The organism is Azovibrio restrictus DSM 23866, from assembly GCF_000429665.1.
Classification (GTDB): domain Bacteria; phylum Pseudomonadota; class Gammaproteobacteria; order Burkholderiales; family Rhodocyclaceae; genus Azovibrio; species Azovibrio restrictus.
On sequence record NZ_AUCH01000002.1, the window covers coordinates 62472 to 89070 of the forward strand.

The 26599-nt window shown below is 67.5% G+C and carries 24 protein-coding genes; 15 read left to right on the forward strand and 9 right to left on the reverse strand.

Annotated elements, in window-relative coordinates:
* The first annotated feature begins 152 nt into the window (after nucleotides 1-152).
* Nucleotides 153-2693, forward strand: a complete 2541-nt coding sequence (locus tag G474_RS24365) for a C13 family peptidase (protein WP_051281705.1) — start codon at nucleotides 153-155, stop codon at nucleotides 2691-2693.
* A gap of 40 nt (nucleotides 2694-2733) precedes the next feature.
* On the opposite strand, the gene mutL is transcribed toward G474_RS24365, so the two are convergent.
* On the reverse strand, nucleotides 2734-4650 hold the full coding sequence (mutL, locus tag G474_RS0102370; protein ID WP_245589289.1) for a DNA mismatch repair endonuclease MutL: 1917 nt from the start codon (nucleotides 4648-4650) through the stop codon (nucleotides 2734-2736).
* A 54-nt stretch (nucleotides 4651-4704) separates the two neighbouring features.
* Here mutL and G474_RS0102375 point away from each other — a divergent pair, with 54 nt between their 5' ends.
* From G474_RS0102375 to G474_RS0102410, 8 genes are all read left to right on the forward strand, one after another.
* A complete protein-coding gene (locus G474_RS0102375) occupies nucleotides 4705-5355 on the forward strand; it encodes a DedA family protein (RefSeq protein ID WP_043463046.1) in 651 nt (216 codons plus the stop codon).
* The gene (locus G474_RS0102380; RefSeq protein ID WP_156919113.1) at nucleotides 5340-6059 is read left to right on the forward strand and encodes a hypothetical protein; all 720 of its coding nucleotides are present in this window, start codon (nucleotides 5340-5342) and stop codon (nucleotides 6057-6059) included. The genes G474_RS0102375 and G474_RS0102380 overlap by 16 nt, the downstream gene beginning before the upstream one ends.
* Complete coding sequence (gene purN, locus G474_RS0102385; protein WP_026685587.1) at nucleotides 6056-6706, forward strand: phosphoribosylglycinamide formyltransferase; 651 nt, start codon at nucleotides 6056-6058, stop codon at nucleotides 6704-6706. The genes G474_RS0102380 and purN overlap by 4 nt, the downstream gene beginning before the upstream one ends.
* 6 nt (nucleotides 6707-6712) lie before the next feature.
* Nucleotides 6713-7750 carry a DUF3108 domain-containing protein gene (locus G474_RS0102390; RefSeq protein ID WP_026685588.1) on the forward strand — a complete coding sequence of 346 codons (1038 nt, stop codon included), beginning with the start codon at nucleotides 6713-6715 and terminating at the stop codon, nucleotides 7748-7750.
* Between the two features lie 19 nt (nucleotides 7751-7769).
* Complete coding sequence (locus G474_RS0102395; protein WP_026685589.1) at nucleotides 7770-9038, forward strand: RsmB/NOP family class I SAM-dependent RNA methyltransferase; 1269 nt, start codon at nucleotides 7770-7772, stop codon at nucleotides 9036-9038.
* Between the two features lie 2 nt (nucleotides 9039-9040).
* Nucleotides 9041-10336, forward strand: a complete 1296-nt coding sequence (locus G474_RS19165) for a mechanosensitive ion channel family protein (protein WP_043463048.1) — start codon at nucleotides 9041-9043, stop codon at nucleotides 10334-10336.
* A 186-nt stretch (nucleotides 10337-10522) separates the two neighbouring features.
* Nucleotides 10523-11293 (forward strand): helix-turn-helix transcriptional regulator, encoded by a 771-nt coding sequence (locus tag G474_RS0102405; RefSeq protein ID WP_156919114.1) that lies wholly within the window; start codon nucleotides 10523-10525, stop codon nucleotides 11291-11293.
* A gap of 91 nt (nucleotides 11294-11384) precedes the next feature.
* Nucleotides 11385-12026 (forward strand): LysE family translocator, encoded by a 642-nt coding sequence (locus tag G474_RS0102410; RefSeq protein WP_026685591.1) that lies wholly within the window; start codon nucleotides 11385-11387, stop codon nucleotides 12024-12026.
* Nucleotides 12027-12118: 92 nt separating this feature from the next.
* On the opposite strand, the gene G474_RS23110 is transcribed toward G474_RS0102410, so the two are convergent.
* From G474_RS23110 to G474_RS0102425, 3 genes are all read right to left on the reverse strand, one after another.
* On the reverse strand, nucleotides 12119-12268 hold the full coding sequence (locus G474_RS23110; RefSeq protein WP_156919115.1) for a hypothetical protein: 150 nt from the start codon (nucleotides 12266-12268) through the stop codon (nucleotides 12119-12121).
* A gap of 121 nt (nucleotides 12269-12389) precedes the next feature.
* Nucleotides 12390-13814, reverse strand: coding sequence for an ATP-binding protein (locus G474_RS19170; protein ID WP_043462977.1), 1425 nt, complete (start codon nucleotides 13812-13814; stop codon nucleotides 12390-12392).
* The gene (locus G474_RS0102425; protein WP_026685592.1) at nucleotides 13801-14505 is read right to left on the reverse strand and encodes a winged helix-turn-helix domain-containing protein; all 705 of its coding nucleotides are present in this window, start codon (nucleotides 14503-14505) and stop codon (nucleotides 13801-13803) included. Before G474_RS0102425 ends, G474_RS19170 begins: the two co-directional genes overlap by 14 nt.
* Nucleotides 14506-14677: 172 nt before the next feature.
* Between G474_RS0102425 and G474_RS0102430 the strand changes: the two genes are divergently transcribed.
* From G474_RS0102430 to dnaB, 3 genes are all read left to right on the forward strand, one after another.
* Nucleotides 14678-15841, forward strand: a complete 1164-nt coding sequence (locus G474_RS0102430) for a DesA family fatty acid desaturase (RefSeq protein WP_043462981.1) — start codon at nucleotides 14678-14680, stop codon at nucleotides 15839-15841.
* Nucleotides 15828-16349 carry a disulfide bond formation protein B gene (locus tag G474_RS19175; protein ID WP_043462982.1) on the forward strand — a complete coding sequence of 174 codons (522 nt, stop codon included), beginning with the start codon at nucleotides 15828-15830 and terminating at the stop codon, nucleotides 16347-16349. Before G474_RS0102430 ends, G474_RS19175 begins: the two co-directional genes overlap by 14 nt.
* 65 nt (nucleotides 16350-16414) lie before the next feature.
* A complete protein-coding gene (gene dnaB / locus G474_RS0102440) occupies nucleotides 16415-17827 on the forward strand; it encodes a replicative DNA helicase (RefSeq protein ID WP_026685594.1) in 1413 nt (470 codons plus the stop codon).
* 15 nt (nucleotides 17828-17842) lie between these two features.
* On the opposite strand, the gene G474_RS0102445 is transcribed toward dnaB, so the two are convergent.
* The 5 genes from G474_RS0102445 to G474_RS0102465 all read right to left on the reverse strand — a co-directional run bounded on the left by G474_RS0102445 (nucleotide 17843) and on the right by G474_RS0102465 (nucleotide 22390).
* Nucleotides 17843-19099, reverse strand: a complete 1257-nt coding sequence (locus G474_RS0102445; RefSeq protein ID WP_051281707.1) for a transglutaminase-like domain-containing protein — start codon at nucleotides 19097-19099, stop codon at nucleotides 17843-17845.
* Nucleotides 19100-19180: 81 nt separating this feature from the next.
* A complete protein-coding gene (locus G474_RS0102450; RefSeq protein WP_026685596.1) occupies nucleotides 19181-20599 on the reverse strand; it encodes a PhoH family protein in 1419 nt (472 codons plus the stop codon).
* 20 nt (nucleotides 20600-20619) lie between these two features.
* On the reverse strand, nucleotides 20620-21075 hold the full coding sequence (locus G474_RS0102455) for a peroxiredoxin (protein WP_026685597.1): 456 nt from the start codon (nucleotides 21073-21075) through the stop codon (nucleotides 20620-20622).
* Between the two features lie 65 nt (nucleotides 21076-21140).
* Entirely contained in the window at nucleotides 21141-22016 is an 876-nt protein-coding gene (locus tag G474_RS0102460; protein WP_026685598.1) for a polysaccharide deacetylase family protein, read from the reverse strand.
* On the reverse strand, nucleotides 22013-22390 hold the full coding sequence (locus G474_RS0102465; RefSeq protein WP_026685599.1) for an Mth938-like domain-containing protein: 378 nt from the start codon (nucleotides 22388-22390) through the stop codon (nucleotides 22013-22015). Before G474_RS0102465 ends, G474_RS0102460 begins: the two co-directional genes overlap by 4 nt.
* 204 nt (nucleotides 22391-22594) lie before the next feature.
* Between G474_RS0102465 and G474_RS0102470 the strand changes: the two genes are divergently transcribed.
* The 3 genes from G474_RS0102470 (at nucleotide 22595) to G474_RS19180 (ending at nucleotide 26582) form a co-directional block, all read left to right on the forward strand.
* Entirely contained in the window at nucleotides 22595-23827 is a 1233-nt protein-coding gene (locus tag G474_RS0102470; protein WP_026685600.1) for a pyridoxal phosphate-dependent aminotransferase, read from the forward strand.
* A 51-nt stretch (nucleotides 23828-23878) separates the two neighbouring features.
* On the forward strand, nucleotides 23879-25189 hold the full coding sequence (locus G474_RS0102475; protein ID WP_026685601.1) for a homoserine dehydrogenase: 1311 nt from the start codon (nucleotides 23879-23881) through the stop codon (nucleotides 25187-25189).
* A 229-nt stretch (nucleotides 25190-25418) separates the two neighbouring features.
* A complete protein-coding gene (locus G474_RS19180) occupies nucleotides 25419-26582 on the forward strand; it encodes a hypothetical protein (RefSeq protein ID WP_156919117.1) in 1164 nt (387 codons plus the stop codon).
* The last annotated feature ends 17 nt before the right edge of the window (nucleotides 26583-26599 follow it).

The following is a 26599-nucleotide window of genomic DNA, read 5'->3' on the forward strand; positions in this document are numbered from 1 at the left end:
CCAGGGCGGGGGGTGGGGCATTTTCCCACGCTTTTGCAGGCCCGGGAGGGCGGGGGCCGGCGCGGATTTGCCGGGCTCCAGGCCCATGACATAATCCCTGCCGCCGCCCCGGGGCAGATGCCAGGCCGGGTGGGGCTTGTGAGGGGAACGGCATGACAGATAGCAAAATCGATTACGTGTTGGACGAACAGGTGGCCCGGGCTGCTTTCCTGTTCCAGAGCCGGCGCCAGCAGCAGTACCTGGGGCGCAGCCTGCCCCTGACCCTGTTGCAATGGTTGATGGGCGGAGCCCTGGGGGGACTGGTGCTCATCGCCGCCTTGGCCGGCCATGGGGCACTGGCCGCTAGTTTCGGCGTCCTGCTGCTCTTTTACCTGAGCCTGCTCGCTTATCGCCATCTGATGTGTGTCCTGCTGGGCCGCAAACTGGCTGCTGCGGCCGGAGCCTGCAGCCTGAGCCTGAGCCCCGAGGGACTGGGCAGCCGTTCCGCCATAGGGGAGGCCCGCTATCCCTGGTCCCAGGTCAGGGAGGTGAGCCAGCAGCCCGGCTGGCTAGCCATCTGCCTCGGCCCCCAGGGGTTGGTGCTGGCCCTGCCGGAACGGGCACTGGGCGATGCCGGGCAGCGTCAGGCCCTGCTTGATGCCTTGAACGAGGGCATGGCCCTGGGGCGGCAGCTGGCCGTCTCTGCGGCCGAGCATGTCGAGGCGAGCGGTTCCAGGTCGGGGGATAGCGGGAGTCCCCCCGCCGTGGCGCCGGCGGAGGCCGCTCCCCAGGCAGAGGCACCCGCCGCAAGGAGCTCCCTGCCCGGGGACCTGCTGCAGCTGGGGCGCATCCTCTGCCTGCGGGCGCCCCGTCCCGGAACCCTGATGCCCGATCCCCTCAGGCTGCTGCTGCCGGTGCTGTGCTTTGCCCTGCTCACCCTGGGCCTGCAGGTGCTGAGCCAGGGGCTCCAGGGCGAACTGGTGGGGTACGACGCCAGCCTGCTCCTCTCTCCCTTTGCCGCCGTGGCCCTGGTCACGGCCCTGGTGCTCCTGGTGGGCGGCGGGCGCCGGGAGGGCGGGCGCCTGGGCCTCGCCCTGGTGCTGTTGATGATGCTCCTGCCCCTGGCCCACGGATGGAACCAGGAACTGGCCATGGCGGTGATCGAATCCCTGGGCCTGGAGGGGGAGGAGGGCCCCGGCATGGTCCTGCTGATCCTGATCTATTACCTGCCCCAGTGCTGGCTGATCCTGGCCGGCAGCCGGGTGATCTGGCTGCTGGCCGGGGAGACCCGGCTGCGGCGCTGGGCGGCGGCCGGGGTCGGTTTCCTGGCCCTGACCAGCGTCTTCTGGATGCATCTGGAAGCCCCCACCCTGTGGTACGCCCAGGACCCGGAAGCCCAGGCCCGGCCTCAGCTGCGCATCGACGAAGGGGTTCTGTACGGCCAGCCCCGGCTGCTGGAGCGGCATCTGGCCGGGGTCAAGCCCGGGGTGCCCGGCGTGCCCGAGGTGTTTTTCCTGGGGGTGGGCGGTTACGGGGAGCAGGATGTCTTCCTGCGCGAGGTGCGCTCGGTGGAGCAGCTGTTCGCCGAACGCTACGCCACCGCCGGCCATTCCCTGGTGCTGGTGAATAACCAGGCCACCATCCATGAGCTGCCCACCGCCAATGAGGAATCCCTGCGCCGGGCCCTGGCGCGGCTGGGGGAGCAGATGAACGGGGAGGAAGACCTGCTGTTCCTGTTCCTCACTTCCCACGGCTCCCGGGAGCATCGCTTCTCCCTGTCCTTCTGGCCCTTCAGCTTCACCGACATCACCCCGGCCATGCTGCGCCGGGCCCTGGACGATGCGGGCATCCAGCGCCGGGTGGTGGTGGTTTCCGCCTGCTATTCCGGGGGCTTCATTCCTGCCCTGGCCGATGCGCGCACCCTGGTGATCAGCGCCTCGGCGGCGGACCGCAATTCCTTCGGCTGCAGCGATGGCAACGATTTCACCGATTTCGGCCGGGCTTATTTCGACCAGGCCCTGCGCCAGACCCGCTCCTTCAGCGAGGCCTTCGGCCTGGCGGCCAGCCAGGTGGCGGCCTGGGAGCAGGCGGACGGGCTGAAGGCCTCCCTGCCCCAGATGCGCGGGGGCGCCGCCCTGGAAGCGCAGCTGCTGGCCCTGGCCCGGGAGGAACCGGCGGCCGTTCCCGAGCTTCCACCTGCCCCAGCGCCGGAGCCCGTCTACCGGCGCATCGCCGAAATCCTGGCCCCGGCGCCGGAGGAGCGGCGCTACCGGGAAATCTGCCTGGAAGGCTTGGGGGAATCCTCGCCCCAGCGGCTGCTGGCCCGGGACCCGAGCTACTTCAACGGGCTGGAGCAGGACCCGGAACACTGGCACCGCTACCTGGCGGCCTGGGAAAACTATGCGGGGGACTACTGCCAGTCAGTGGGAGACCCGGCCCTGATCCGCGAACAGCTGGCCCGGGCCTGGCAGCGCACCCTGCCGGCGGGGCAGGCGGCCTCCCTGGCCCAGTGGCTGGAAAGTTCCCAGGGCCAGGAGTTCCGCCGTTTCTACCGGGGCGCCCTGGTGGAGGAATACCGGCTGCTCTGGGCCCATTCCGTGGATGTGCAGCGGCGCGGCGAGGCGCGCATGGGGCAGGTGCTGCAGGACATCCGTGCCGCCTACGCGGCCAGGGAAGCGGCGGCGGCTCGGGAAGGGAAGGCGGCCGCACGCTGAGGCCCCAGCAAGGGGGCGCCCGGGGTTGCCGGGTCGGCTCTTAGCGGCCGCGCAGGAACAGCCGGTCCAGGTCGTCCAGGGAGAGCTCGGTCCAGGTGGGGCGGCCGTGGTTGCACTGGCCGGCCCGCTCGGTTTCTTCCATCTGGCGCAGCAGGGCGTTCATTTCCGGCAGGGTCAGCTGGCGCCGGGCGCGCACGGCCCCGTGGCAGGCCATGGTGGCCAGGAGTTCGTTGCGGCGGGCGGTGACGAGCTGGGACAGGCCATGTTCCTGGAGCTCCGCCAGCAGGGCCCGGGCCAGGGTCACCGGGTCGCCCCCCTGGAGCAGGCTGGGTACGGCCCTTAGGGCCAGCTGGCCGGGGCCGGCCAGGCTGAGCTCGAAACCCAGGTCTCCCAGGGCTTCCCCCTGTTCCTCCACGGCGGCGATTTCCAGGGGTTGGGCGCTGAACACGGCCGGGATCAGCAGGGCCTGACGGCTCATCTGGCGCTGGTCTAGGGCCTGTTTCAGCTTTTCGTAAAGGATGCGTTCGTGGGCCGCGTGCATGTCCACCAGCACCAGGCCCTTGCTGTTCTGGGCCAGGACGTAGATGCCGTGCAGCTGACCCAGGGCATAGCCCAGGGGCGGGCCGGCATCGCTTCCCGGGGCGGCCGTGAATTCCGGGCGCGGCCCGGGACCGGCACTGGGGCGGGCGGCGGGGATGGCGCTCTGGAAACTGCCCAGCCCCGGCGGTTCCGCAACCGGCGGGCGGGCGCTCCGGGCGAATTCCAGGTAGGCGCTAGTGGCGGGCTCGGCCATGCCCAGGCCAGGCTGGTGCCGGGGCATGGGGGCGGCCCGGTAGGCGGCTTCGGTCCGGGAGGCGGCCGGGAAGGCGGTGCTGTGCGGGGGCACACCGGGGCCGGCGGCAGCTGCAACTGCTACAGGCCGGGTGCCCTCCCTGTCCGGGCTTTCGTCCCGGATCGGCGCCGCCAGGGTGCGTTGCACCCCGTGGAAGACGAACTGGTGCACCGCCCGGGAATCCCGGAAGCGCACCTCGGTCTTGGCCGGGTGCACATTGACATCCACGGCGGCCGGGTCGATTTGCAGAAACAGGCACAGGGCCGGCTGGCGGCTGCCGTGCAGCACGTCCCGGTAGGCTTCCCGCAGGGCGTGGCTGAGCACCTTGTCGCGCACGAAGCGGCCGTTCACGAAGGTGTATTGGGCATCCTTGCTCTGGGTGGCCCAGGTGGGGTCGATGATCAGGCCGGCGAGGGCGAGGGGCCCGGCCTCCACCTGCAGGGGGCGGGACTGGGCCAGGAAATCGTCGCCCAGGATGGCGCGGATGCGCTCCGCCAGACTGGCCCGGGGCAGTTGCAGGGCGGTGCGGCCGTTATGGACCAGGGTGAAGGCCACCTGGGGATGGGCCAGGGCGATGCGCTTGAAGTATTCGGCGCAGTGGCCGTATTCGGTGCCCTCGGACTTGAGGAACTTGCGCCGGGCCGGGGTGTTGAAATAGAGGTCGCGCATCTCCACCACGGTGCCGGCCATCAGGGCGGCGGGTTCGGGTTCGGCGCCCGGTTCGGCTTTGAGTTTCCAGGCGTGCTCGCTGCCCCGGGCACGGCTGGTGAGGCTGAGCCGGGCCACCGAGGCCACCGAGGCCAGGGCCTCGCCGCGAAAGCCCATGCTCGCCACCCCTTCCAGGTCGGCCAGGGTCTTGATCTTGGAGGTGGCGTGCCGGGTCAGGGCCAGGGCCAGGTCGTCCCGGGCGATGCCGCAGCCGTCGTCGCTGATGCGGATCAGCTTCACCCCGCCTTCTTCCAGATGCACCTGGATGGCGGTGCTGCCCGCGTCCAGGGCGTTTTCCAGCAGTTCCTTGAGGACCGAGGCGGGCCTTTCCACCACCTCGCCAGCGGCGATCTGGCTGATCAACAGGTCAGGCAGGGCCTGGATGCGGGGCAGGGAAGAAGCGGTATCGGCGGACATGGGCGGATTATACCTTGGGGTAGAATGCCGTTTTTCCTGCCGCCGGCCATCCCCATGGAATTCCTCGCCCAGTTCATCGACATCATCCTGCACCTGGACAAGCACCTGGCGCTCATGGTGGAGCAGTACGGCACCTGGATCTACGCCATCCTGTTCTTCATCATCTTCGCCGAGACCGGTTTTGTGGTGACCCCCTTCCTGCCCGGGGATTCCCTGCTGTTCGTGGCCGGCGCCCTGGCCGCCCTGGGCGGCATGGATATCTGGATTCTGGTGGCGGTGCTGTCCAGCGGCGCTGTCCTGGGCAACATGCTCAATTACCAGATCGGCCGCTACCTGGGACCCAAGGTGTTCCAGTGGGAGAACTCCCGCATCTTCAACAAGGCGGCACTCTTGAAGACCCACGCCTTCTACGAGCAGCACGGGGGCAAGACCCTGGTGCTGTCCCGCTTCCTGCCCCTGTTCCGCACCTTTGCCCCCTTCGTGGCGGGCATGGGGGCCATGCCCTACGGGCGCTTCACCTTCTTCAACCTGGTCGGCGGGCTGGGTTGGGTGTTCTCCCTCTGCTTTGCCGGCTACTGGTTCGGCAACCTGCCCTGGATCCGCCAGAACCTGTCCGTGGTGATCGTGGCCATCGTGGTCATTTCCCTGCTGCCGGCCCTGATCGGTTACCTGAAGCATCGCAAGGCTCCATGCGGCGCCGCCTGATCCTGGCTGCGGCCCTCCTGCCCTGGGGGCTGCTGGGCGCCTGTGCCACCAAGCCCGGGCCCCAGGGGCGCTCCGAGACCCACTTCGACCCCAAGTACCTGGTCAAGACTGACATCGACCGGGTGGTGGATACCAGTCGGGAACAGGTCATGGAGGGCCTGCTGCGTATCGCCGACAAGCTCTACCGGCGCAATCCCCGGGAGTGGAAGAAGGCCGGCCTGGCGGACCGGGAGGCGGCCCTGGCCCGGCTCGGGCGCTACCGGGACGAGGCGCCGCCGGAGCTGGCCGGGCGTCGGGAAGGGCCGGCCGCCCTGCAGGCCTTCAGTCCCGACTATGCCGGGGACCGGATTCAGGCCCTGCTGTACGGCCTGTTGACCATGGTGGATGCGGCCTATGAGCACAAGGACGAGTTTTTCGTGCTCGATTCCCTGGACGAGCAGAAGCTCTACAACTGCGCCCGCAACATGGAGATCGCCGTGTGGAAGCTGGCGGCGGCGCGCAGCGACAGCGGCGAGCCCCTGCTGCTCGCCAATGAACTGGACGGGGGCAGCCGCAACCTGTCCTTCGAGCGGGAGTTCGGTCGCGTGATCGGGCTCCTGGATTTCATGTCCAAAGTCGTGGCCGACAAGAACGGGCGCACCATCACCCGGGTGACCCATTCCCTGGCCACATCCTTGTTTCTTCCTGTGGGGTTGTTGAAATGAAGCGCATCGTCATCCTGATTTCCGGTCGTGGCAGCAACATGGAGGCCATGCTCCGGGTCCGGGATCAGGGCGGATTGGGGCCGGCAGAGATCGTCGCCGTGCTCGCCAACCGGCCCGACGCCGGCGGACTGGCCACGGCCGCCGCCGCCGGCATCGCCACCCAGGTCCTGGACCACAAGGCCTATGGGGACCGGGAATCCTTCGACCAGGCCCTGGCGGCGGCCATCGACGCCTACCGTCCCGACCTGGTGGTGCTGGCCGGTTTCATGCGCATCCTCAGCGAAGGGTTCGTGCGCCATTACGAGGGGCGGCTGCTCAACATCCATCCCTCCCTGCTGCCCGCCTTCCCGGGGCTGCACACCCACCAGCGGGCCCTGGAGGAAGGGGTGCGCCTGCACGGCTGCACCGTGCATTTCGTCACCCCGGCCCTGGATCATGGTCCCGTGGTGCTGCAGGCCGCCGTGCCGGTCCTGGACGGGGACGACGAAGCCAGCCTGGCTGCCCGGGTCCTGGCCCAGGAGCACCAGATCTATCCCCGCGCCGTGCGCTGGTTCGTGGAAGGGCGCCTGCGCCTGGAGGCGGGCCGGGTACGGGTGAGCGGCGCCCACCAGGACGGGGCTCTGATCGCCCCCCGCTGCGACGCCTGAGTTTCCATGCCCCTGGTCCTCGTTGCGGCCCTGGTCGCTTCCCTGGTCCTGCACGGCATGTTGTTGTTCCTGCCGGAGCTGCATCTGGGCGACTGGCAAAAGTCTCCCGAACCCCAGCTGCTCCAGGCCCGTTTGCGGCCAGTGCCGGTGCCCCCGGCCGCTGCCAGCCCCCCTGCTGCGCAGCCCCAACCCCGGCCTGCTGCCCAGCCGCCAGCGCCGCGCCGGGAGCCGCCCCGGCCAGTGCCCGTCACCCCGGCGCCGCTCGCTGCCCCGGTGTCTGTGCCGCCGTCCCCGGCTGTGCCGACCCCTGCCCCTATCCGCGAGACTCCCCCGGCCACGCACCGCTGGACCCTGGGGCCTCCGGATGAGCTGGAGGCCGGCACACCCCGGGAAGCGGTGGCCGGGGAGGTCTTCCCGCCTGCCGGGGAGCTGCGCTACCAGGTCTACCGGGGCGAGCGGGGCCTGATGGTGGGCGAGGCCAGGCAGCGCTGGGAAATGGGCGACGGGCGCTACCATCTCTGGTCGGTGATCGAGACCACGGGCCTGGCGGCCCTGTTCCGGCCGGTGCGGGTGGAGATGGAAAGCCACGGCAATGTGGGGCCCGACGGCCTGCGGCCGGAACAGTTCCTGGTGCGCCGCAACGGCGGCGGCGGTGAAGGAGCGGATTTCGACTGGGAGGCGGGGCAGGTTAGAATCGGCGACCGCAGCCCCGAGCCCCTGGGCCCGGGCAGCCAGGACCTGCTCAGCTTCCATTACCAACTGGCCTACCTGCCGGATCTGGAAGGCGGAGCGGCTTTCCCGGTGGCTACCGGTCGCAAGTACGAGCGCTATGAGTTCGATGCCCTGGGCGAGGAGCAGCTGGAACTGCCGGCCGGGTCGTTCCGCACCCTGCACCTGCAGTCCCTGGGCAGCAGCCGCACCGAGCTGTGGCTGGCTTTGGACCAGTTGCTGCTGCCGGTGAAGATCCGCCACACGGACAAGAAAGGCGAGATCTTCGAGCAGGTGCTCACCCAGATGATCCTGGGGCCATCCCCGGCCCCTTAAATTTTTTCCGGAAGTTTTCATGACACGAGTTGCCCGCCTGACGCCCGCCCTGTTCACCCACGGGGAAACCGTGCTGGCCCAGTTGCTGACCTTTGCCCATCCCGCCGACGGGGTGCTGTCCCACTATTTCCGCGAGCACCGCAATCTGGGCCACGGGGACCGGGGCTTCATCGCCGAGGCGGTGTTTGCCGTGCTGCGTCGGCGGCGCAGCCTGGAGGCCCGCTGCGGCGCGGAGATCACGCCCCGGCGCCTGCTGCTGGCGGCCCTGGTGCAGCAGGGCCGCAATCTGCGCGAGCTGGAGCCGGTGCTCCGGGACGGAGAAGCGGCCTGGCTGGGGCAGGTCAAGGGCTTCGACGATGCCGGCCTGAGCCCGGCCCAGCGCCTGGACCTGCCCGACTGGCTGTACGAGCGTCTGGCGGCCCAGTTCGGTGCCGAGGAAACCGTCGCCCTGGCCCGGGCCCTGAACCAGCCGGCACCCCTGGACCTGCGCGTCAATGAACTGAAGACCAACCGCCCGGCGGTGCTGGAGCGCCTGGCCGCCGACGGCATCGCTGCCCGGGAAGGGAGCCTGTCGCCCCTGGCCATCCGCCTGGCGGAAAAGCCGGCCCTGGCCCGCCACCCCTTGTTCCTGGAAGGGGCCTTCGAGGTCCAGGACGAGGGCAGCCAGCTCCTGGGCCTGCTGCTGGCCCCCCGGCGCGGCGAGATGGTGGCCGACTTCTGCGCCGGCGCTGGCGGCAAGACCCTGTTGCTGGGGGCACTGATGCGCAATACCGGGCGCCTCTACGCCTTCGACGTGTCGGAAAAGCGGCTCGCCAACCTGAAGCCCCGGCTGGCCCGCTCCGGCCTTTCCAACGTGCACCCGGTGCGCATCGAGCATGAGCGGGATGCCAAGGTGAAACGCCTGGCCGGCAAGCTGGACCGGGTGCTGGTGGACGCGCCCTGTTCCGGGCTCGGCACCCTGCGCCGCAATCCCGACCTGAAATGGCGCCAGACTCCGGCAGCCGTGGCGGAACTGAACGACAAGCAGGCTTCCATCCTGGCGGCCGCCGCCACCCTGGTGCGTCCCGGCGGGCGCCTGGTCTACGCCACCTGCAGCCTGCTGGCCGAGGAGAACGACCAGGTGGTGGATGCCTTCCTGGCCGCTCATCCGGATTTCGAACTGCTGCCCGTGGGCCGGGAACTGGAGCGCCTGGGCTGGCCGGATAGTGCCCCCCGCCTGCAACTCCTGCCCCATCGGCAGGGTACGGACGGCTTTTACGCCGCCCTGCTGGAACGCCGCAAGGGATGATCATGAGTAACGCCGCCACCGCCCAACAGACCACCCGCCTGCTCATGGAGCTGTGGGATGACTTCCAGCATCCCGATTTCTACTGGCAGATCCTGATCCTGCTGGGCTGCCTGGGGCTGGCCTGGCTCATCTCCCGACGCCTGCGCCAGCACCTGGAGGGGCTGCCCGACCGGATGGGGCTGGTCCAGGCCCTGGTGGGCCAGGCCTTTCCCCTGCTGGCGGTGCTGCTCTTGGTCCTGTCCAAGGCGGTGGCCCAAGAGTTCCTGCCCGTGCACATGCTCAAGGTGGCCGTGCCCCTGCTGCTCTCCCTGGCCGTGGTCCGGGCCGTGCACCACATGCTGCAGCGCAGTTTCCCCCGGGCCCGCTGGTTGGGCAGCATCGGCCGCCTGTTCTCCATCCTGATCTGGGGCTGGCTGGCCCTCTACCTGTCCGGGGCTGCCGACGAGGTGATCCGCACCCTGGAAATGGTGGGTTTCACCATCGGCAAGCAGCAGATCAACCTGTGGATGATCCTCAACGGCCTGGTGGTGGTGATGCTCACCCTGCTGGCTTCCCTCTGGGCCGCCAGCCTGGTGGAAGCCCGGCTGATGGGGGCGACGGAGATGGATTCCTCCCTGCGCATCGTCCTGGTGCGGGTGAGCAAGGCCCTGTTCGTCCTGGTTTCGGTGCTGCTCAGCTTTTCCCTGGTGGGCATCGACATCACCGCCCTGTCGGTGTTCACCGGCGCCCTGGGGGTGGGCCTGGGGCTGGGTTTGCAGAAGATCGCCAGCAACTATGTGTCCGGCTTCATCATCCTCCTGGACCGTTCCATCCGCCTGGGCAACATTATCCAGCTCGACGCCCAGACCAGCGGCACGGTGACCCAGATCACCACCCGCTACACGGTGCTGAAGAACATGGTGGGTCAGGAGTTCATCGTTCCCAACGAGGCCCTGGTGGCCAACATCGTGCTGAACCAGACCTACTCGGATACCCGGGTGCGGGTGACCACCAGCGTCTCGGTGGCCTACGACGCGGACCTGGACAAGGTGGTGGCCCTCCTTGAGGACATCGCCCGGGCCCAGCCCCGGGTGCTCCAGGACCCGCCGCCCCGGGCCCTGGTGACCCTGTTTGCCGACAGCGGCATCAACATCGACCTGGGCTTCTGGATCAACGATCCCGACCAGGGCAGCGGCGCCCTGCGCTCGGACATCAACATGGAAATCTGGCGCCGTTTCCGCGAACAGGGCATAGAAATTCCCTATCCCCAGCGGGAGGTGCGGGTCCTGGGGCCGGCGGCCGTGGCGGGGGTTTCCTGATCCTGGCGCTGCCGTGGCAGGCGGGAGTCTGGGGCGGTTTTGTCCTTGCTGCCCGCCACATTTCCTGGCGCGGGAGCACCATGGACAAACGGTGCCCCCTGGAGGCCGGGGAGCCGCCTGTCAGGCTGAGCTTCTCAGCGCATGTCAGCTAGCGATTCTGTCCAGGCATTCTGGCGCGATCCGGCCATGCCTTTTGCCGAAAGCCGCCGGGCTTGCGAGAGCAGGGCCTGCTACAGGCCCCACCATCACCCGACCTTCTCCATCGGTGCCGTTGACGGGGGGCAGAGCGTCTTTACCGGTGCAGAAGCCGGCCCGGTAAGCCTGTTTCCCGGCACCCTGGTATTTGTCCCGGCTGCCCGAGTGCATGCCTGCAACCCCTTCCCGGGCAAGGCCTGGAGCTACCAGATGCTGCATCTGGATGCGGACTGGCTCCATGCCGTACGGCAGGAATATGCAGGTGCGGAGCCTGCGGCGCCCGAGCCGGTGCGCGTCATCACCGATCAGGAAGCCTATGGGCGTTTCTGCCGACTGAACGCCCTGCTGTTTTCCGGGACGGAGCGGTGTGACAAGGAGGCGGCGCTGATCGAGTTCATCGGGGATTTCGATACTGAGCAAGGCCTGCGCCTGGCCGCGCCAGGCATACCCTCGCATCTGGCCGGGCAGATCCGCCCCGCCCTGGAGTGCCTGCGTGCCGCGCCTTCGTCCAGCGTCACCTTGGATGAGCTGGCCCGGCTGACTGCCATGAGCCGCTACCAGATGATCCGGGCCTTTCGCGCCGTCACCGGGATGACGCCCCATGCCTGGCAACTGAACCTGCGCATCAATCTGGCCAGAGCCCGGCTCCGGGATGGGCAAGCCATCTCGGCCGTAGCCCAGCACCTGGGTTTTGCCGATCAGGCGCACTTTCAGCGGGTGTTCAAGGCCCATGTGGGGGTGACCCCGGGCCGCTACCGCTAGAGCGGCGCGGAATCGGCTGCAATTCCGTTCAATACAGGGAATGCCGGGCGCAGCACACTCGGGGGCTCACAGATATGCTCCCGGATAGCCCATGGAACAGTTCCTGATCGTCGCCGCAGCGCATTTTCTCGCCCTTCTTTCTCCCGGGCCGGATTTCTTCCTGATCGCCCGTACTTCCCTGTCTGCCGGCTGGCGCACGGCCAGCGGCGCCTGTCTGGGCATTGCGCTGGCCAATGGGGTGTTCATCGTCGCCGCGTTTGCCGGAACCGCTGCGCTGCGCCCTGATGGCATCCTGTTCGCCGTTCTGCAACTGGCGGGCGGTGTCTATCTCTTTTACCTTGGCCTGTTGTTCATCCGTCACGCGGGTCATGGTGGGCTGCAGGTAATGGTTGCAGGCCGCGCAGGCCAGAAGCCGGCCCATGGGTTCAGGGCCTGGTGCCGTGCGGCGGGAATGGGCTTTCTGTCGGGTATCCTCAATCCCAAGAATGGGCTGTTCTACGCCAGCTTGGCCGCAATGCTGACGGCTTCCCATGTCCGCCTGTCCGGACAGCTGTTCTACGGCAGCTGGATGTTTTCCGTTGTGCTGCTGTGGGATCTGCTGGTGGCCGTCCTGATCGGCAATTCTGCCTTGCTGGTACGTTTTGTCCGGGCGTTACCCTGGCTGGAGCGTGTTTCCGGTGTCGTATTGATCCTGCTGGCGTTCGGGGTGATCGCAGCTGTTCTGTCGCGCTGAAGCTTGCGCGAACAAAAAAATCCCCGCCCAGGAGGGGGGGCGGGGAAACAGGGAGGTCTCGAAAGGGGGTTTCGAGAAGGGGGTACAGGGTTTCAGCAGATCTGTTTCGTCTGGCTTTCGGGTTTGGGAAGGCTGGCGCCGGTCTTGTTCAGCAGATATTGACAGGCCTTCTGCAGGAAATTCTGGCGAATGACTTCACTCATTTTTTCTTCTCCGGGGGTTGGGGTGTTGCCTTTGTTCATGGAGCCCATCTTATCGATCCCGACGCCAGCATTCCATGCTGCTTGCGTATTGGCGGGGTAACCGAGGGCAGGGGTTCGGTGACGCTCTGTAACACCGGCCGGCAGGCAGGCGGCGCGGGAATCAGGCCTGGGGAGCGGGCTGCAGGGGCCAGCTCAGGGTGAAGCGGGCGCCCCCCAGGGGGGATTCTCCGGCACTGGCATTGCCGCCGTGCAGTTCCAGCACCCGCCGGGTGATGGCCAGACCCAGACCATAGCCGCCGGTGGCCCGGTCCCGGGAGCGGTCCAGGCGGGTGAAGGCGGAGAAGATGCGTTCCCGCTCCTCGGCGGGAATGCCGATGCCGTCGTCGTCCACGTGCACCAGGATCTGTTCACCCTGGACCTGGCTGCTGATCCGGATCTGGTGCTTGGCGTACTTGATGGCATTGCGCAGCAGGTTGCTGATGGCCTGGGGCATGTGCTTCCGGTCCAGGGACACGCTCAGGTTGTCTGGTAGGGCGCTCAGGTCCAGCTGCAGGTCCATGTCCCGTCCCAGGATGCGCAGGTTGTCCACCTGGTCCTCCAGCCATTCGGCGAAGTCCACGGGGGTCAGGTGCAGTACCGGGGTTTCCCGCTCGAAGCGGGCGTAGGTGAGGCTGGAGTCGATCAGGTTGTCCAGCTCCTCCAGGTCGTTTTCCATCATCTGGCTGAGGCGCTGGCGTTCTTCCGGGGTTTCCGCCTCGGCCACCATCTCGCCGGCGAAGCGCAGCCGGGCGATGGGGGTGCGCAGCTCATGGGAAATGGCGCTGGAGAGTTCCTTCTGGGTGGCGATCAGGCGCTGGATCTGGTCGGCCATGCCGTCCAGGGTGTCGGCCAGGGGGGCAAAGAGCTTGCTCTGGGCCCCCGGGGAGCGGGCGCCCAGGTCCCCTTCACCCAGGGCCCGGGCGGTCTGGCGCAGGGCTTCCAGGTCCCGGGAAATGGGCCTGACCCAGAACCACAGGGCGACCCCGAACAGGATGCTGATGAGCAGCCAGGTGCCCAGGCGCACCCGGATTTCCAGGGGCAGGCCCGGGGTCTGGAGTTCCGGATTGTGGGTGGTGGCGAGGGGGCCGACCACGAGCACCTGACCGGTCTTGCGCAGGGCGTAGTACATGACTTCCCCGTCCCGGTGGATGGCGATGTTGCCTTCGTCCACCTGCTGCAGCAGCCGTTCCGGCAGTTCCAGCTTGTCCCGCTCCTCGATGGCCAGGCGGTAGGCGAACTTCTCGTCCATGAGCTTGATGCGTTTGTCCCAGCTGGCCTTGGGGTAGCGGAACAGCTCGTCTTCGATGAGCAGGATGGTGCCGCGCATGAAGCGCCGGGCGTAGTCGTCGGTGATGCCCTTCAGGGCGCCGGCGATCAGGGCGTCGGCAATGAAGGCGATGGCCACGAAACTGCCCATGGCCAGCAGGTAGAAATTGAGGAAGATCTTCGACAGGCTGTAGCGCCGTCCCCGCCACAGCAGGCGCCGGCGCGGACGGGCGGGACCGCCCGGGGAGGGCAGCTCCGGACCGGTGTCAGTCCCAGTCATGCTGGCTGAAGAGGTAGCCCTTGCCGCGTACGGTCTTGATCCGGGCCGGGTTTTCCGGGTCGTCGCCGATCTTCTTCCGGAGCCGGGAGATGCGGGCGTCGATGGAACGGTCCAGGCCGTCGAAGCCGATGCCGCGCAGTTCCTGCAGCAGGTCGTCCCGGGACAGGATGGTGCCGGCGTGGGTGGCGAGCAGCCAGAGCAGATCGAACTCGGCCGTGGTCAGATCCAGGGGGGTGTCGTCCAGGTGGGCGGTGCGGGTGGCCTGGCTGATGCGGAAGTGGCCGAACACCTGTTCCTTCTTTTCCGTGGGGGCGGGGCCGCCGCTGGGCAGACGGCGCAGCAGGGCCTTGATGCGGGCCAGCAGCACCCGGGGTTGCACGGGTTTGGCGATGTAGTCGTCGGCCCCCAGTTCCAGCCCGAGGATCTGGTCGAAGTCCTCGTCCCGGGCGGTGAGCATCAGGATCACCCCCTTGTAGGAGGGGCGCACGCCCCGGCAGACTTCGAAGCCGTCCTTGCCGGGCAGCATGATGTCCAGGACCACCAGGTCAGGCTGTTCCGACTGGATGCGGGTTTCCGCCGTGTCGCCGCGACCTTCGATGCTGACATCGAAATCGTTGCGGCGCAGGTACTCGGCGGTCAGGTCGGCGAGGCGCTGGTCGTCTTCGACCAGGAGAATGCGGGCTGTACTCATGGAGCGGCAGTTTACCGGTGCTGACGCCGCTTTCCAAATGACAGGGGGTAACGGGCTGTGGCGTTTGCGTAACCATGGCGGATAAGCTGCGGATAACCCTACTGGGACCGGGCTGTTTGGCCCGGGGGCTTTCTCCTACAATGGGCTTCCCTGAATCGAGGAGTGGCCCTGCGTGAGCGTTCTCAACGGTGTTTTCGATCTGCCCTGGTGGGGCTATCTGCTGGTGACCCTGGGGCTGACCCATGTGACCATCGCCGCCGTCACCATCTTCCTGCACCGGCATCAGGCCCACCGGGCCCTGGAGCTGCATCCCCTGCCATCCCATTTCTTCCGCTTCTGGCTCTGGCTCACCACCGGCATGGTGACCCGGGAGTGGGCGGCCATCCACCGCAAGCACCATGCCCGCTGCGAGACCGAGGAGGACCCCCACAGTCCCCAGACCCGGGGCATCTGGAAGGTGCTGCTGGAAGGTGCGGAGCTGTACCGGGCCGAGGCCAGGAACCCGGACACCCTGGCCCGCTTCGGCTATGGCACCCCGGATGACTGGCTGGAGCGCCACGTCTATCGGCACAACCTGCTCGGCATCCTGCTGATGCTGGGCATCGACCTGCTGCTGTTCGGCCCCCTGGGGCTCAGCATCTGGGCCGTGCAGATGCTCTGGATTCCCTTCTGGGCCGCCGGGGTGATCAACGGTCTCGGCCATTTCTGGGGCTACCGGAATTTTGCCAGCGGCGACGCCTCCACCAACCTGCTGCCCTGGGGCATCCTGATCGGCGGCGAGGAGCTGCACAACAATCACCATACCTTCGCCACCTCGGCCAAACTTTCCAACCGCTGGTACGAATTCGACATCGGCTGGCTCTACATCCGCATCCTGGCGGCCCTGGGCCTGGCCCGGGTCAAGCGGGTGGCGCCCACGCCCCGGCTGGGGCAGCCCCGGGCGCAGGTGGACGGCCAGACCCTGGATGCCCTGATCACCCACCGCTACGACCTGCTCGCCCGTTACGGCCGCTCCCTGGCTCAGGCCTACCGGAGCGAGTTGCAGAAGCTCCAGGACCGGGCCCGGTTCGAGGGGCTGAAACAGGCCCTGGCCGGCGACGGGCGGGCCTTGCCCGGGGAGTTGCGGCAACGGCTGGACGAGTTGCTGGCCCGGGCCCCCAGCCTGGCCACCCTGTATGCCATGCGCCAGGAGCTGACGGCCCTGTGGGAGCGTTCCAATGCCAGCCGTGAGCAGGTACTGCAGCAGTTGCAGGAATGGTGCCGCAAGGCCGAAACTTCGGGCGTCCGTCAATTGCAGGAGTTGTCCATGAGGTTGAGAAGTTATGTGCTGGCTTGAACGTCTGTCCCCCCGGCTGGGCTTCCTGCTCCTGGGGCTGGGCGCCTGGGGGCTGGTGGCGGCAGGGTTCGTGATCCAGGAATGGGAGCGCCTCAATCCCTGCCCCCTGTGCATCTTTCAGCGGGTCCTGTACCTGCTATTCGGGGCCCTGGCCCTGCTGGGGGCGCTCCTGCCCCTGGGGCCCCGGGGCCAGAAGGCCTGGGGGCTGGGGCTGGCAGGCATCACCCTGGGCGGTTTCCTGACCGCCCTGTACCAGACCACCATGCAGGCGGTGCCGGGTCTGGTGGCCGAGTGCAGCTACACCGACCAGGGGCCCATAGAGCTGTTTGTGGACTGGCTGGGCATGCAGTATCCCACCCTGTTCATGGCCACCGGCCTGTGCAGCAGCCGCGAGTGGGAGTTCCTGGGCCTGAGCATGGCCAACTGGTCCCTGCTCTGCTTCCTGGGCTTCGGCCTTGCGGCCCTGATCCTGAGCCGTTGCTGGGGCCTGCTGCGCCAACCCGCCTGAGGTTTGCGGCGGTTGCTGAGAAGGCTGCTACGGCAGCCCGGCGGGTAGGGTAAACTGCCGCCCCTATGAGCGAACAACGTCCTTTCAAGAAATTCCGGCAGCCCGTGGACCCCGCCATTGCCCAGCTGCGGGTGCCGCCCCATTCCATCGAGGCGGAACAGTCGGTGCTGGGGGGGCTGCTGCTGGACAACCAGGCCTGGGACCGGATCGGCGACATGATCGCCGACACGGACTTCTACCGGGACGAGCACAAGCGCATCTACCGGCAGATCCGCAGCCTGCTGGAGAAGGGCAAGCCCGCTGACGTGGTGACCGTGGCCGAATCCCTGGATGCGGCCGGCGAGAGCGAGCACACGGGGGGGCTGGCCTACCTGGGGGAGCTGGCCAACAACACCCCCTCCGCCGCCAACATCCGCCGCTATGCGGAAATCGTCCGGGAACGGGCCATCCTGCGCCAGCTGGTGGCGGCCGCTGACGAGATCGCCGGCAACGCCCTGAATCCCCTGGGCCGGGATGCCAAGACCCTGCTCGACGAGGCCGAGGCCAAGGTGTTCGAGATTGCCGAGAAGGGCTCCCGCACCAGCGAGGGCTTCGTGCACATCAATCCTCTGCTGACCCAGGTGGTGGAGCGCATCCAGGAACTCCATGACCGGGACAATCCTTCCGACATCACCGGGGTGCCCACGGGCTTCATCGACCTGGACCAGAAGACCTCGGGCCTGCAGCCCGGGGACCTGATCATCGTGGCCGGCCGTCCCTCCATGGGGAAGACCGCCTTCGCCCTCAACATCGCCGAGAACGTGGCCACCCTGGCCGGGCTGCCGGTGGGGGTGTTCTCCATGGAAATGGGGGGCGCCCAGCTGGCGACGCGGATGATGGCCTCCATTGGCCGGCTCGACTCCCACAAGGTGCGGACCGGCCGCCTCAGCGACGAGGACTGGTCCAACCTCTCCATGGCCCTGGGCAAGCTCCATGAGGCGCCCATCTACATTGACGAGACCGGCGGCCTGAATCCCGTGGACCTGCGCGCCCGGGCCCGGCGCCTGCATCGCCAGTGCGGCAAGCTGGGCCTGATCGTGATCGACTACATCCAGCTGATGGCCTCGGCCCGCCAGAACGAGAACCGGGCCACGGAAGTGTCGGAAATCTCCCGCTCCATCAAGTCCCTGGCCAAGGAGCTGTCGGTCCCCATCATCGCCCTGTCCCAGCTCTCCCGGAAGGTGGAAGAGCGCACCGACAAGCGCCCGATGATGTCCGACTTGCGCGAATCGGGCGCCATCGAGCAGGATGCGGACGTGATCATGATGTTGTACCGGGACGAGTACTACAAGCCCGATTCCCCCGACAAGGGCATCGCCGAGGTGATCATCGGCAAGCAGCGGAACGGCCCCACGGGCACCGTGCGGCTGGCCTTCCTGGGCCAGTTCACCCGCTTCGAGAGCCTGGCCCAGGGCGGTTTCGTGGATACCCAGTACTGATCCGGCGGCGCCGGGTCAGCCCAGCTGCTGGCGGCTCCGGATGCTGTAGACGAAGCTGCCCGGATCGAGGCCGTCCAGGGCGCCCTCCAGGCGTTCCAGGCGGGGCAGGGTGAAGAAGGGCAGGGCAGGACCGTTGGGCAGGGTCAGGTCCTCGGCCACGTTATAGGCCATCCAGTTCATTTCCCAGACCCCGAACAGGATCTTGCGCATGGCTGTCAGCTTGCTGTCGCGCAGGTCCAGGCCTTCCATGGCGATGGTGCGGCGCACGTCGCTGGGGTCCACGGGAATCCAGCTGTAGCCGGGCACGTAGAATTCGGCCCGGCAGTGGGCGGCATGGGTGGCGTCGCCGCGGATGCCCAGGCTGGAGGCGATGCGGGATTGCTCGATGCGCTGGCCGAACACCCGCCGGGCAGGGATGCCGATGGCCCGGCAGAGGGAGACGAACAGGCCGTTGATGTCGGCGGAGCGGCCCCCGAACCGGTGCTGTTCGATCTGCCGGCGCACATCCCCATTGCCGCAGCCGGGCAGGCCGGGGTCGTACTCGGTGTTTTCCACCACCCAGTCGAAAATGGCCCGGGCCTGGGCCACCGGGTCCAGGATGCGGCCGATGATGCGCTGGGCCAGCTTGTGGGCCTCGCCATCATTGGGCAGCAGCCGGGAAGCCTGCAGGTTGCGGCGCAGGATGTCTTCCCGCTCCGGCGGCAGGGTGCGGCGGGAGACGTCGAAGTGCCGGTCGGCGGTGGTGACCGTGGTGAGCAGTTCGAGCCGCGGCGTCACCCCTTCCTTCCACTCGCAGTAGAAGGCCTCCAGGTCCCCGTCCGGCAGGCGGCGCAGGCTGCCCAGCTCGAAATTGCCCTGCCAGGTGTGGCCCAGGTTGCGCTGGTACAGGGTGTCCTGGTTCAGGGGCAGGGGCAGCCACAGACGCTGGCGGCCCCGGGAGGGCTGCAGCTGTACCGTGGTGGCCACCTCGAAGGTGCGCCACAGGGCCGGGGGTTCGGGGGCCTTGACCGGCGGCAGCCGGGTGGCGGATGAGCCCGGATGGGCGCTGTCCAGGACCGAGTTTTCCGCCGTGGTCTGGGGCTGGGCCTGGGGGCGGCTGGGCGGTGTCTCTTTGCGGGAGGATGAGGATTTCTTGCTGCTTTTCTTGCTGGAGGACTTGGCGGATTTCTTGGAAGTGTTCTTCTCGGAGTTCTTCTTTTTGGCAGCCAGGGCTTCGGGGGATACGAACAGGGGCAGCAGGCTGGCGGCGGCGAGAAAGGCGCGACGTTTCAAGAGGGGGCCTCCGTGCGGATTGAGCTGAAAGACAAACCGCGCCAGGGGCGCGGTCGGTGAGGTCGCGGGATTATACCCGTGTCACAGGACTTCCGCCGCGTGGTCAGCCAGGCGGGAGCGCTCGCCCCGTTGCAGGGTGATGTGGCCCGAGTGGGTCCAGCCCTTGAAGCGGTCCACCACGTAGGTGAGGCCGGAAGAGCCCTCGGTCAGGTAGGGGGTGTCGATCTGGGCGATGTTGCCCAGGCAGACCACCTTGGTGCCCGGGCCGGCCCGGGTGATGAGGGTCTTCATCTGCTTCGGCGTCAGGTTCTGGGCCTCGTCGATGATCAGGAACTTGCTCAGGAAGGTGCGGCCGCGCATGAAGTTCAGGGACTTCACCTTGATGCGGGAACGGATCAGGTCCGTGGTGGCGGCCTTGCTCCATTCGCCGGAAAAGGCGCCGCCCCCTTCCTCCGAGTGGGTCAGCACTTCCAGGTTGTCCTCCAGGGCGCCCATCCAGGGGGCCATCTTTTCCTCCTCGGTGCCGGGCAGGAAGCCGATGTCCTCCCCCACCGGGACGGTCACCCGGGTCATGATGATTTCCGCATAGCGCTTGGTTTCCAGCACCTGGGTCAGGCCGGCGGCCAGGGTCAGCAGGGTCTTGCCGGTACCGGCCTGGCCCAGCAGGGTGACGAAGTCGATTTCCGGGTCCATGAGCAGGTTCAGGGCGAAGTTCTGCTCCCGGTTCCTGGCGTTGATGCCCCATACCGCGTGCTTGGGATGGGAGTAATCCACCAGGGTTTCCAGCACCGCCTTCTTGCCGGCGGCCTCCTTGACCAGGGCGGTGAATTCCGGCTCACCCTCCAGGTACACGAACTCGTTCAGGAGCAGGTCCGGGCAGAGGGGGCCGCTGACCCGGTAGTAGGTCTTGCCGTCCTTCTTCCAGGATTCCATGCCCTGGCCGTGCTTGTCCCAGAAGTCGGCGGGCAGGGCCCGGCTGCCCGCATAGAGCAGGTCCGTGTCTTCCAGCACCTTGTCGTTGAAGTAATCCTCCGCCGGCAGGCCCAGGGAGCGGGCCTTGATGCGCATGTTGATGTCCTTCGACACCAGGATCACCGAGCGCTTCGGGTAGCGGCGCTGCAGGTGGATGACGACGGCCAGGATCTGGTTGTCCACCTTGGAGGTGGGCAGGGCCGGGGGCAGCTCGGAGCTGATCGCTTCGGTCTGCAGCAGCAGCCGGCCCGAGGCCAGGCCCTTGCTGGGCTCGTCCAGGGGAATGCCTTCCTCGATGTCCTCTGCCAGGGCCAGCATCTCGTCCAGGGTGCGGGAGACCTGGCGGGCGTTGCGGGCGATTTCGGACATGCCCTTCTTGTGGTTGTCCAGTTCCTCCAGCGTCATGATGGGGAGGAAGATGTCGTGCTCTTCGAAACGGAACAGGCTGGTGGGGTCGTGCATCAGCACGTTGGTGTCGAGAACGAAAATCTTGGTGGCTTCGGCTTTCTTGCTGGTTTTTCTGGCCATGAGCGGGAGTCTCGGAAAAATTAGAGGGATTTGACGAAATCAAGCACTTCCTGGGCGTGGCCGGGGACCTTGACCCCCCGCCATTCCTTGCGCAGCACGCCCTTCTCGTCGATCACGAAGGTGCTGCGCTCGATGCCCCTTACCTCTTTACCGTACATTTTCTTCATCTTGATGACTTCGAACTGTTGGCAAAGTGTTTCCTCCTTGTCACAGAGCAGTTCGAAGGGGAGTTCCTGCTTCAGCTTGAAATTTTCGTGGGATTTGAGGCTGTCCCGGGAGACGCCCAGCACCAGAGCCCCGGCGGCCAGGAATTCCGGGTACAGGTCGCGGAACTGCTGGGCTTCGGTGGTGCAGCCCGGGGTGCTGTCCTTGGGATAGAAATAGAGCACCACGGTCTTGCCCCGCTGGGCCGAGAGGGTGAAGGACTGGCCGCTGGTGGCCGGCAGGGTGAAGTCTGCGACCTGGGGGTCGGACATGACGATCTCCTTACGGTTGGGGTAAGGGGATTGTCACGGGGGGCCGGCCCCCGGTCAAGGGTTGTTCAGGCCAGGTGATCCCGGCCCTGGAGGAACAGGCTGCCGTTCCGGTTGGGAATGTCGCCGGGCCGGATTTCGGCGTAGGGCAGGGTCTTGGGCTCCAGGTCGGCGGCCAGGTCCCCCAGGCTGGTGAGCAGGTGGCCCTGGTCCTGCCAGCCCTGCCACAGCTGTTCCAGGGCGCCCAGGTGGCCCAGGCCCTCGTGTTCGGCGCGCAGGCTGAAGACCTGGGGCGCCTGGAGGTTTTCCGTGAGTTCCAGCAGCCGCTGCACCGCCTCTTCCTCCTGGCGGCCGCCGTGCATCAGCTCTTCCAGGGTGGGCAGGGTGGTGGGCAACTGGGGGCAGGGCAGCAGCTCTCCCTGCCAGACGGGCAGGAAGGGGTGGCTGCCGCGGCAGTCCGAGGCGCAGGCAAAGCCCAGGCGCTGCAGCAGGCGCAGCTGGTGCCGGCTGGCCTGCCAGTCCGGGGCACCGAAGACTTGCGGGGGATGGCCGTAGAGCCTCTCGAAGGCGTCCATGGCCTGCTTCAGGTCGTTGGCGATCCAGTCGTTGTCGGCGCTGGCCGCCTGTTTTTCCCAGGCGACCCGGTTCCAGGCGGAAATGCCGGCCTCGAAGCCGGCGGCCTCGATCAGGCGCAGGCTGTCGGCGGCCTTGGGGGCGATTTCCCCGGCCGGGATCAGGGTGCCCCGCAGGGGGGTTTTCCAGCCGCAGTGGCGGCGCAGGCGCATGGCCTGGCCAAAGGCCCGGCCGGACTGGTCGGGCCCCAGGCAGAGCAGGAAGGTGGCGCCGGCCAGGTGGGCCTGCAGCCGTTCGACGAGCAGGGGAACCCCGTGGCGGGCGCCCGCCAGGGTCCCCACGTGGATGCGCAGGGCGATCTTCTGGGTCATGGGGTGTCGATGAGGAGGGCGGCGGCGACCTTGCGGCCTTCGCTGGCCAGGATGTTGTAGGTGCGGCAGGCGGCCGCCGTGTCCATCACTTCCAGGCCGATGCCGGCGGCCATCAGGGGCTGCTGCAGGGCCGGATGGGGGAAACGTAGCCGGGGGCCGGTGCCCAGCAGCACGATTTCGGCACCGCAGGCGGCCAGGTGGGCGAAGTCCTGCTGTTCCAGGGCGGCGAAGTCGTGCCGGGTCCAGTCGGGCTCCACCCGGTCCGGCAGGACCAGCAGGTGGGTGGTGTAGCGCTCCAGGTTGACGGCCACATAGCCGTCCCCGTGGCTGGTGAAGAGCTTGAGGCTGGGATTGTTGTCGACGTGGAGTTTCATGTGGGACCGGGCATCGGGGTGGCCGTCAAAATTGCGGTGCACCATGGCTTAAAGTAGGATTATAACTTTTTCGCCGGTCCCCCTGGACCCCCGCCGGGAATCCAGACACCGGGAAAGTGATCCCTTGTGAATGCTCACAAAAAAGCGAGCCGGACCCGCAAGCCCCAAGGGGCGGGTGCGGCGGCTCCTGCCAGGAACGAAGCCATGAAGCCCGTATTGAAGTCCAACAAGCTTGCCGACGTCTGCTACGACATCCGCGGTCCCGTGCTGACCCGGGCCAAGCAGATGGAAGATGAAGGCCACAAGATCATCAAGCTCAACATCGGCAACCTGGCAGCCTTCGGCTTCGACGCGCCCGAGGAGATCCAGCTGGACATGATCCGCAACCTGCCCAACTCGGCCGGCTATTCGGATTCCAAGGGCATCTTCGCGGCCAGGAAGGCGATCATGCACTACACCCAGGAGAAGCACATCAAGGGGGTGGGCATCGAGGACATCTACGTGGGCAACGGGGTGTCCGAGCTGATCGTGATGTCCATGAACGCCCTCCTGAATCCCGGCGACGAGGTGCTGGTGCCGGCGCCCGACTATCCCCTGTGGACTGCCGCCGTCAGCCTTTCCAGCGGTACGCCGGTGCACTACCTGTGCGACGAGGCGAACGGCTGGCTGCCGGACCTGGATGACATCCGCAGCAAGATCACCCCCAACACCCGGGCCCTGGTGATCATCAATCCCAACAACCCCACCGGCGCCCTGTATCCGGACGAGCTGTTGAAGGAACTGGTGGAAATCGCCCGGCAGCACAACTTGATCCTCTGCGCCGACGAGGTGTACGACAAGGTGCTGTACGACGGCAACACCCACACCTCCCTGGCCTCCCTCTCCGAGGACGTGCTGACCCTGGTGTTCAACGGCCTCTCCAAGAATTACCGCTCCTGCGGCTACCGGGCCGGCTGGATGGTGGTGTGCGGCGACAAGCGCCACGCCCAGGATTACATCGAGGGCCTGAACATGCTGGCCTCCATGCGCCTGTGCGCCAACGTGCCCGGCCAGTACGCGATCCAGACCGCCCTGGGCGGCTATCAGAGCATCGACGACCTGGTGGCCCCCACCGGCCGCATGTGCCGCCAGCGGGACCTGGCCCACGAGCTGATCACCGCCATTCCCGGGGTGAGCTGCGTCAAGCCCAAGGCCACCCTGTACATGTTCCCCCGCCTGGACCCCAAGATGTATCCCATCGAGGATGACCAGGCCTTCATCCAGGAGCTGCTGGTGGCCGAGCGGGTGCTGCTGGTCCAGGGCACGGGCTTCAACTGGCCCCAGCCGGACCACTTCCGCCTGGTGTTCCTGCCCCACGAGGACGACCTGCGCGACGCCATCGGCCGCATCGCCCGGTTCCTGGAAGGCTACCGCAAACGCCATGGCAGTGCTTCCTAACCGGAAGTCTCTGCCGCTACACCCCACTTAACCCATAGTGAATCGAACCATATGAAACCCATCAATGTTGGCCTCCTGGGCATCGGTACCGTCGGTGGCGGCACCTTTACCGTTCTCTCCCGCAACGCAGCCGAAATCACCCGCCGGGCGGGCCGGCCCATCCAGATTTCCGTGGTGGCCGACAAGAACCAGGAACTGGCCAGGCAGGTCACTGGCGGCGCCTGCAGGATCACCGACGACGCCTTCGCCGTGGTGAATGACCCGGAAGTGGATGTGGTGGTGGAGCTGATCGGCGGCTACGGCGTCGCCAAGGAACTGGTCATGCAGGCCATCGCCAACGGCAAGCACGTGGTCACCGCCAACAAGGCCCTGCTGGCCGTGCATGGCAATGAAATCTTTGCTGCCGCCCAGGCCAAGGGTGTGATGGTGGCCTTCGAGGCCGCCGTGGCCGGGGGCATCCCCATCATCAAGGCCCTGCGTGAAGGCCTGGCCGCCAACCGCATCGAATGGGTGGCCGGCATCATCAACGGCACCACCAACTTCATCCTCTCCGAGATGCGCGACAAGGGCCTGCCCTTCGCCGACGTCCTGAAGGAAGCCCAGCGCCTGGGCTATGCCGAAGCCGATCCCACCTTCGACATCGAAGGCGTGGACGCGGCCCACAAGGCCACCCTGATCGCCTCCATCGCCTTCGGCATACCGGTCCAGTTCGACAAGGCCTACGTGGAAGGCATCACCAAGCTGGAAGCCGCCGACATCAAGTACGCCGAGCAGCTGGGTTACCGCATCAAGCTCCTGGGTATCGCCCGGCGCCGTGAGGATGGCGTGGAACTGCGCGTGCATCCCACCCTGGTGCCGGCCAAGCGCCTGCTCGCCAACGTGGAAGGCGCCATGAACGCCGTGCTGGTCAAGGGCGACGCCGTGGGCGCCACCCTCTACTACGGCAAGGGCGCCGGGGCCGAGCCCACCGCTTCCGCCGTGATCGCCGACCTGGTGGACGTGGCCCGCACCGCCACCGCCGACCCGGACAACCGGGTGCCCCACCTGGCCTTCCAGCCCGACCAGCTGCACGACCTGCCCATCCTGCCGATCGCCGAGGCCGAAACCGCCTACTACCTGCGCCTGCGGGTGGAGGACAAGCCCGGGGTGCTGGCCGACGTGACCCGCATCCTGGCCGACCAGGCCATCTCCATCGACGCCATGCTGCAGCGGGAGCCGGAAGAGGGCGAGGCCCAGACCGACATCATCATCCTCACCCACAAGTGCAAGGAAAAGGGTGCCGACGCCGCCATCGCCAAGGTGGAATCCCTGGCCGCCGTGCAGGGCAAGGTCACCAAGCTGCGCCTGGAAGAGCTGCAGTAAACCTAAAAACCTCACCACAGAGACACAGAGGCACAGAGAAGTTCAAAAAAACAATGGCTTGCACTATGCTTCTCGCTCACCTAGAAAGTGACTCTGGCCGTGCCTCTGTGGTTTAACTGAGGTTTTAAGGATAAACCCGATGGCGTTCATGCCATAGACTGCGGGAGCCTCCGGGCTCCCGTTTTGTTTCCGCACTGTTTTTTCGCATTTTGTTTCCTGGTGGGCCGTCGTGACATCCCTTGTTTTTGCCGTGCTGGCTGCTTTTGCCCTGGCCCTGATCGCGGGGGCCAGCGGCTGGCTGCCGCCGGTGGCGGCCTTTCACCTGCTGGTGGCGGCGGGCATCATGCCGCTCATCTGCGCGGCCATGCTGCATTTCGTGCCGGTGCTGACCCGCACCGGCTCCCCCCATTCCTTCTTCCGGGCCTTGCCCTGGCTGGTCCAGGCGGGCGGGCTGGGGGTCGCCCTGGTGCTGGGGGGACTGGGGCCCCGCTGGCTGCTGCATCCCCTGGCCCTGGTGCTGGCCCTGGCCGCCCTGGCCCTGATCGTCTGGATGCGGGGCCGGGCCCGGGCCTGCCTGGGGGCGCCCCATCCGGGCTGGCGCTGGTACGGGGCCTCCCTGGCCTGCCTGAGCCTGGCCCTCCTGGCCGTGCCGCCCCTGGTCTCCCTGCCGGCCGCCTACTGGCCCCTGCGCAGCCTGCACCTGCACCTGAACACCCTGGGCTTCGTTGCCCTGGCCGCCCTGGGGACCCTGCCCCTGCTGCTGCCCACGGCCCTGGGGCGCCCCGATCCTGAAGCCGTGCACTGGTTGCGCCGCTACCTGTGGTCCACCCTGGGCAGCGTCGCCATGCTGGTCACCGGTACGGCCCTGGCGGTGCTGGGCGGGCTGCAGCTGATGGGGCCCCTGCTGGCGGCGGGGGGGCTGGCCCTGCTGCTGTACCCGGTGCTGCGTCTGCTGGTGCGCTGGTGGCGCCTGTTCGGCCCGGGCCTGCTGTTCCGGGATGGGGCCGCCGCCAGCCTGGTGGCGGCGCTGCTGGGTTTCATGCTGCTGGCCCTGGCGGGGCTGCTGCACGGTTTTCAGCTGCTCCAGCCCCGGGCCACCATCCTGGCCTTCGGCCTGGGTTTCCTGCTGCCCCTGGTGCTGGGGGCCCTGAGCCAGCTGTTGCCCGTGTGGGCCTGCCCAGGGCCGGTCACGCCCCGGCGCACGGCCTTGCGGGCCCGTCTGGCGACCGGCGGGGCCGGGCGGGGGGCGCTGTTCCTGATGGCGGCCCTGGGGGCCCTGGCCGGGCAGGAACTCCCGGCCCTGGGGCTTGCGGCCCTGGGGCTGGGGCATTTCCTCCTGGCCCTGGGCCGAGGCTGGCGGCAATCCCTGCCCGAGGAGGCCGGAGCGGGTTAGAATCGCGGCTTTTCCGT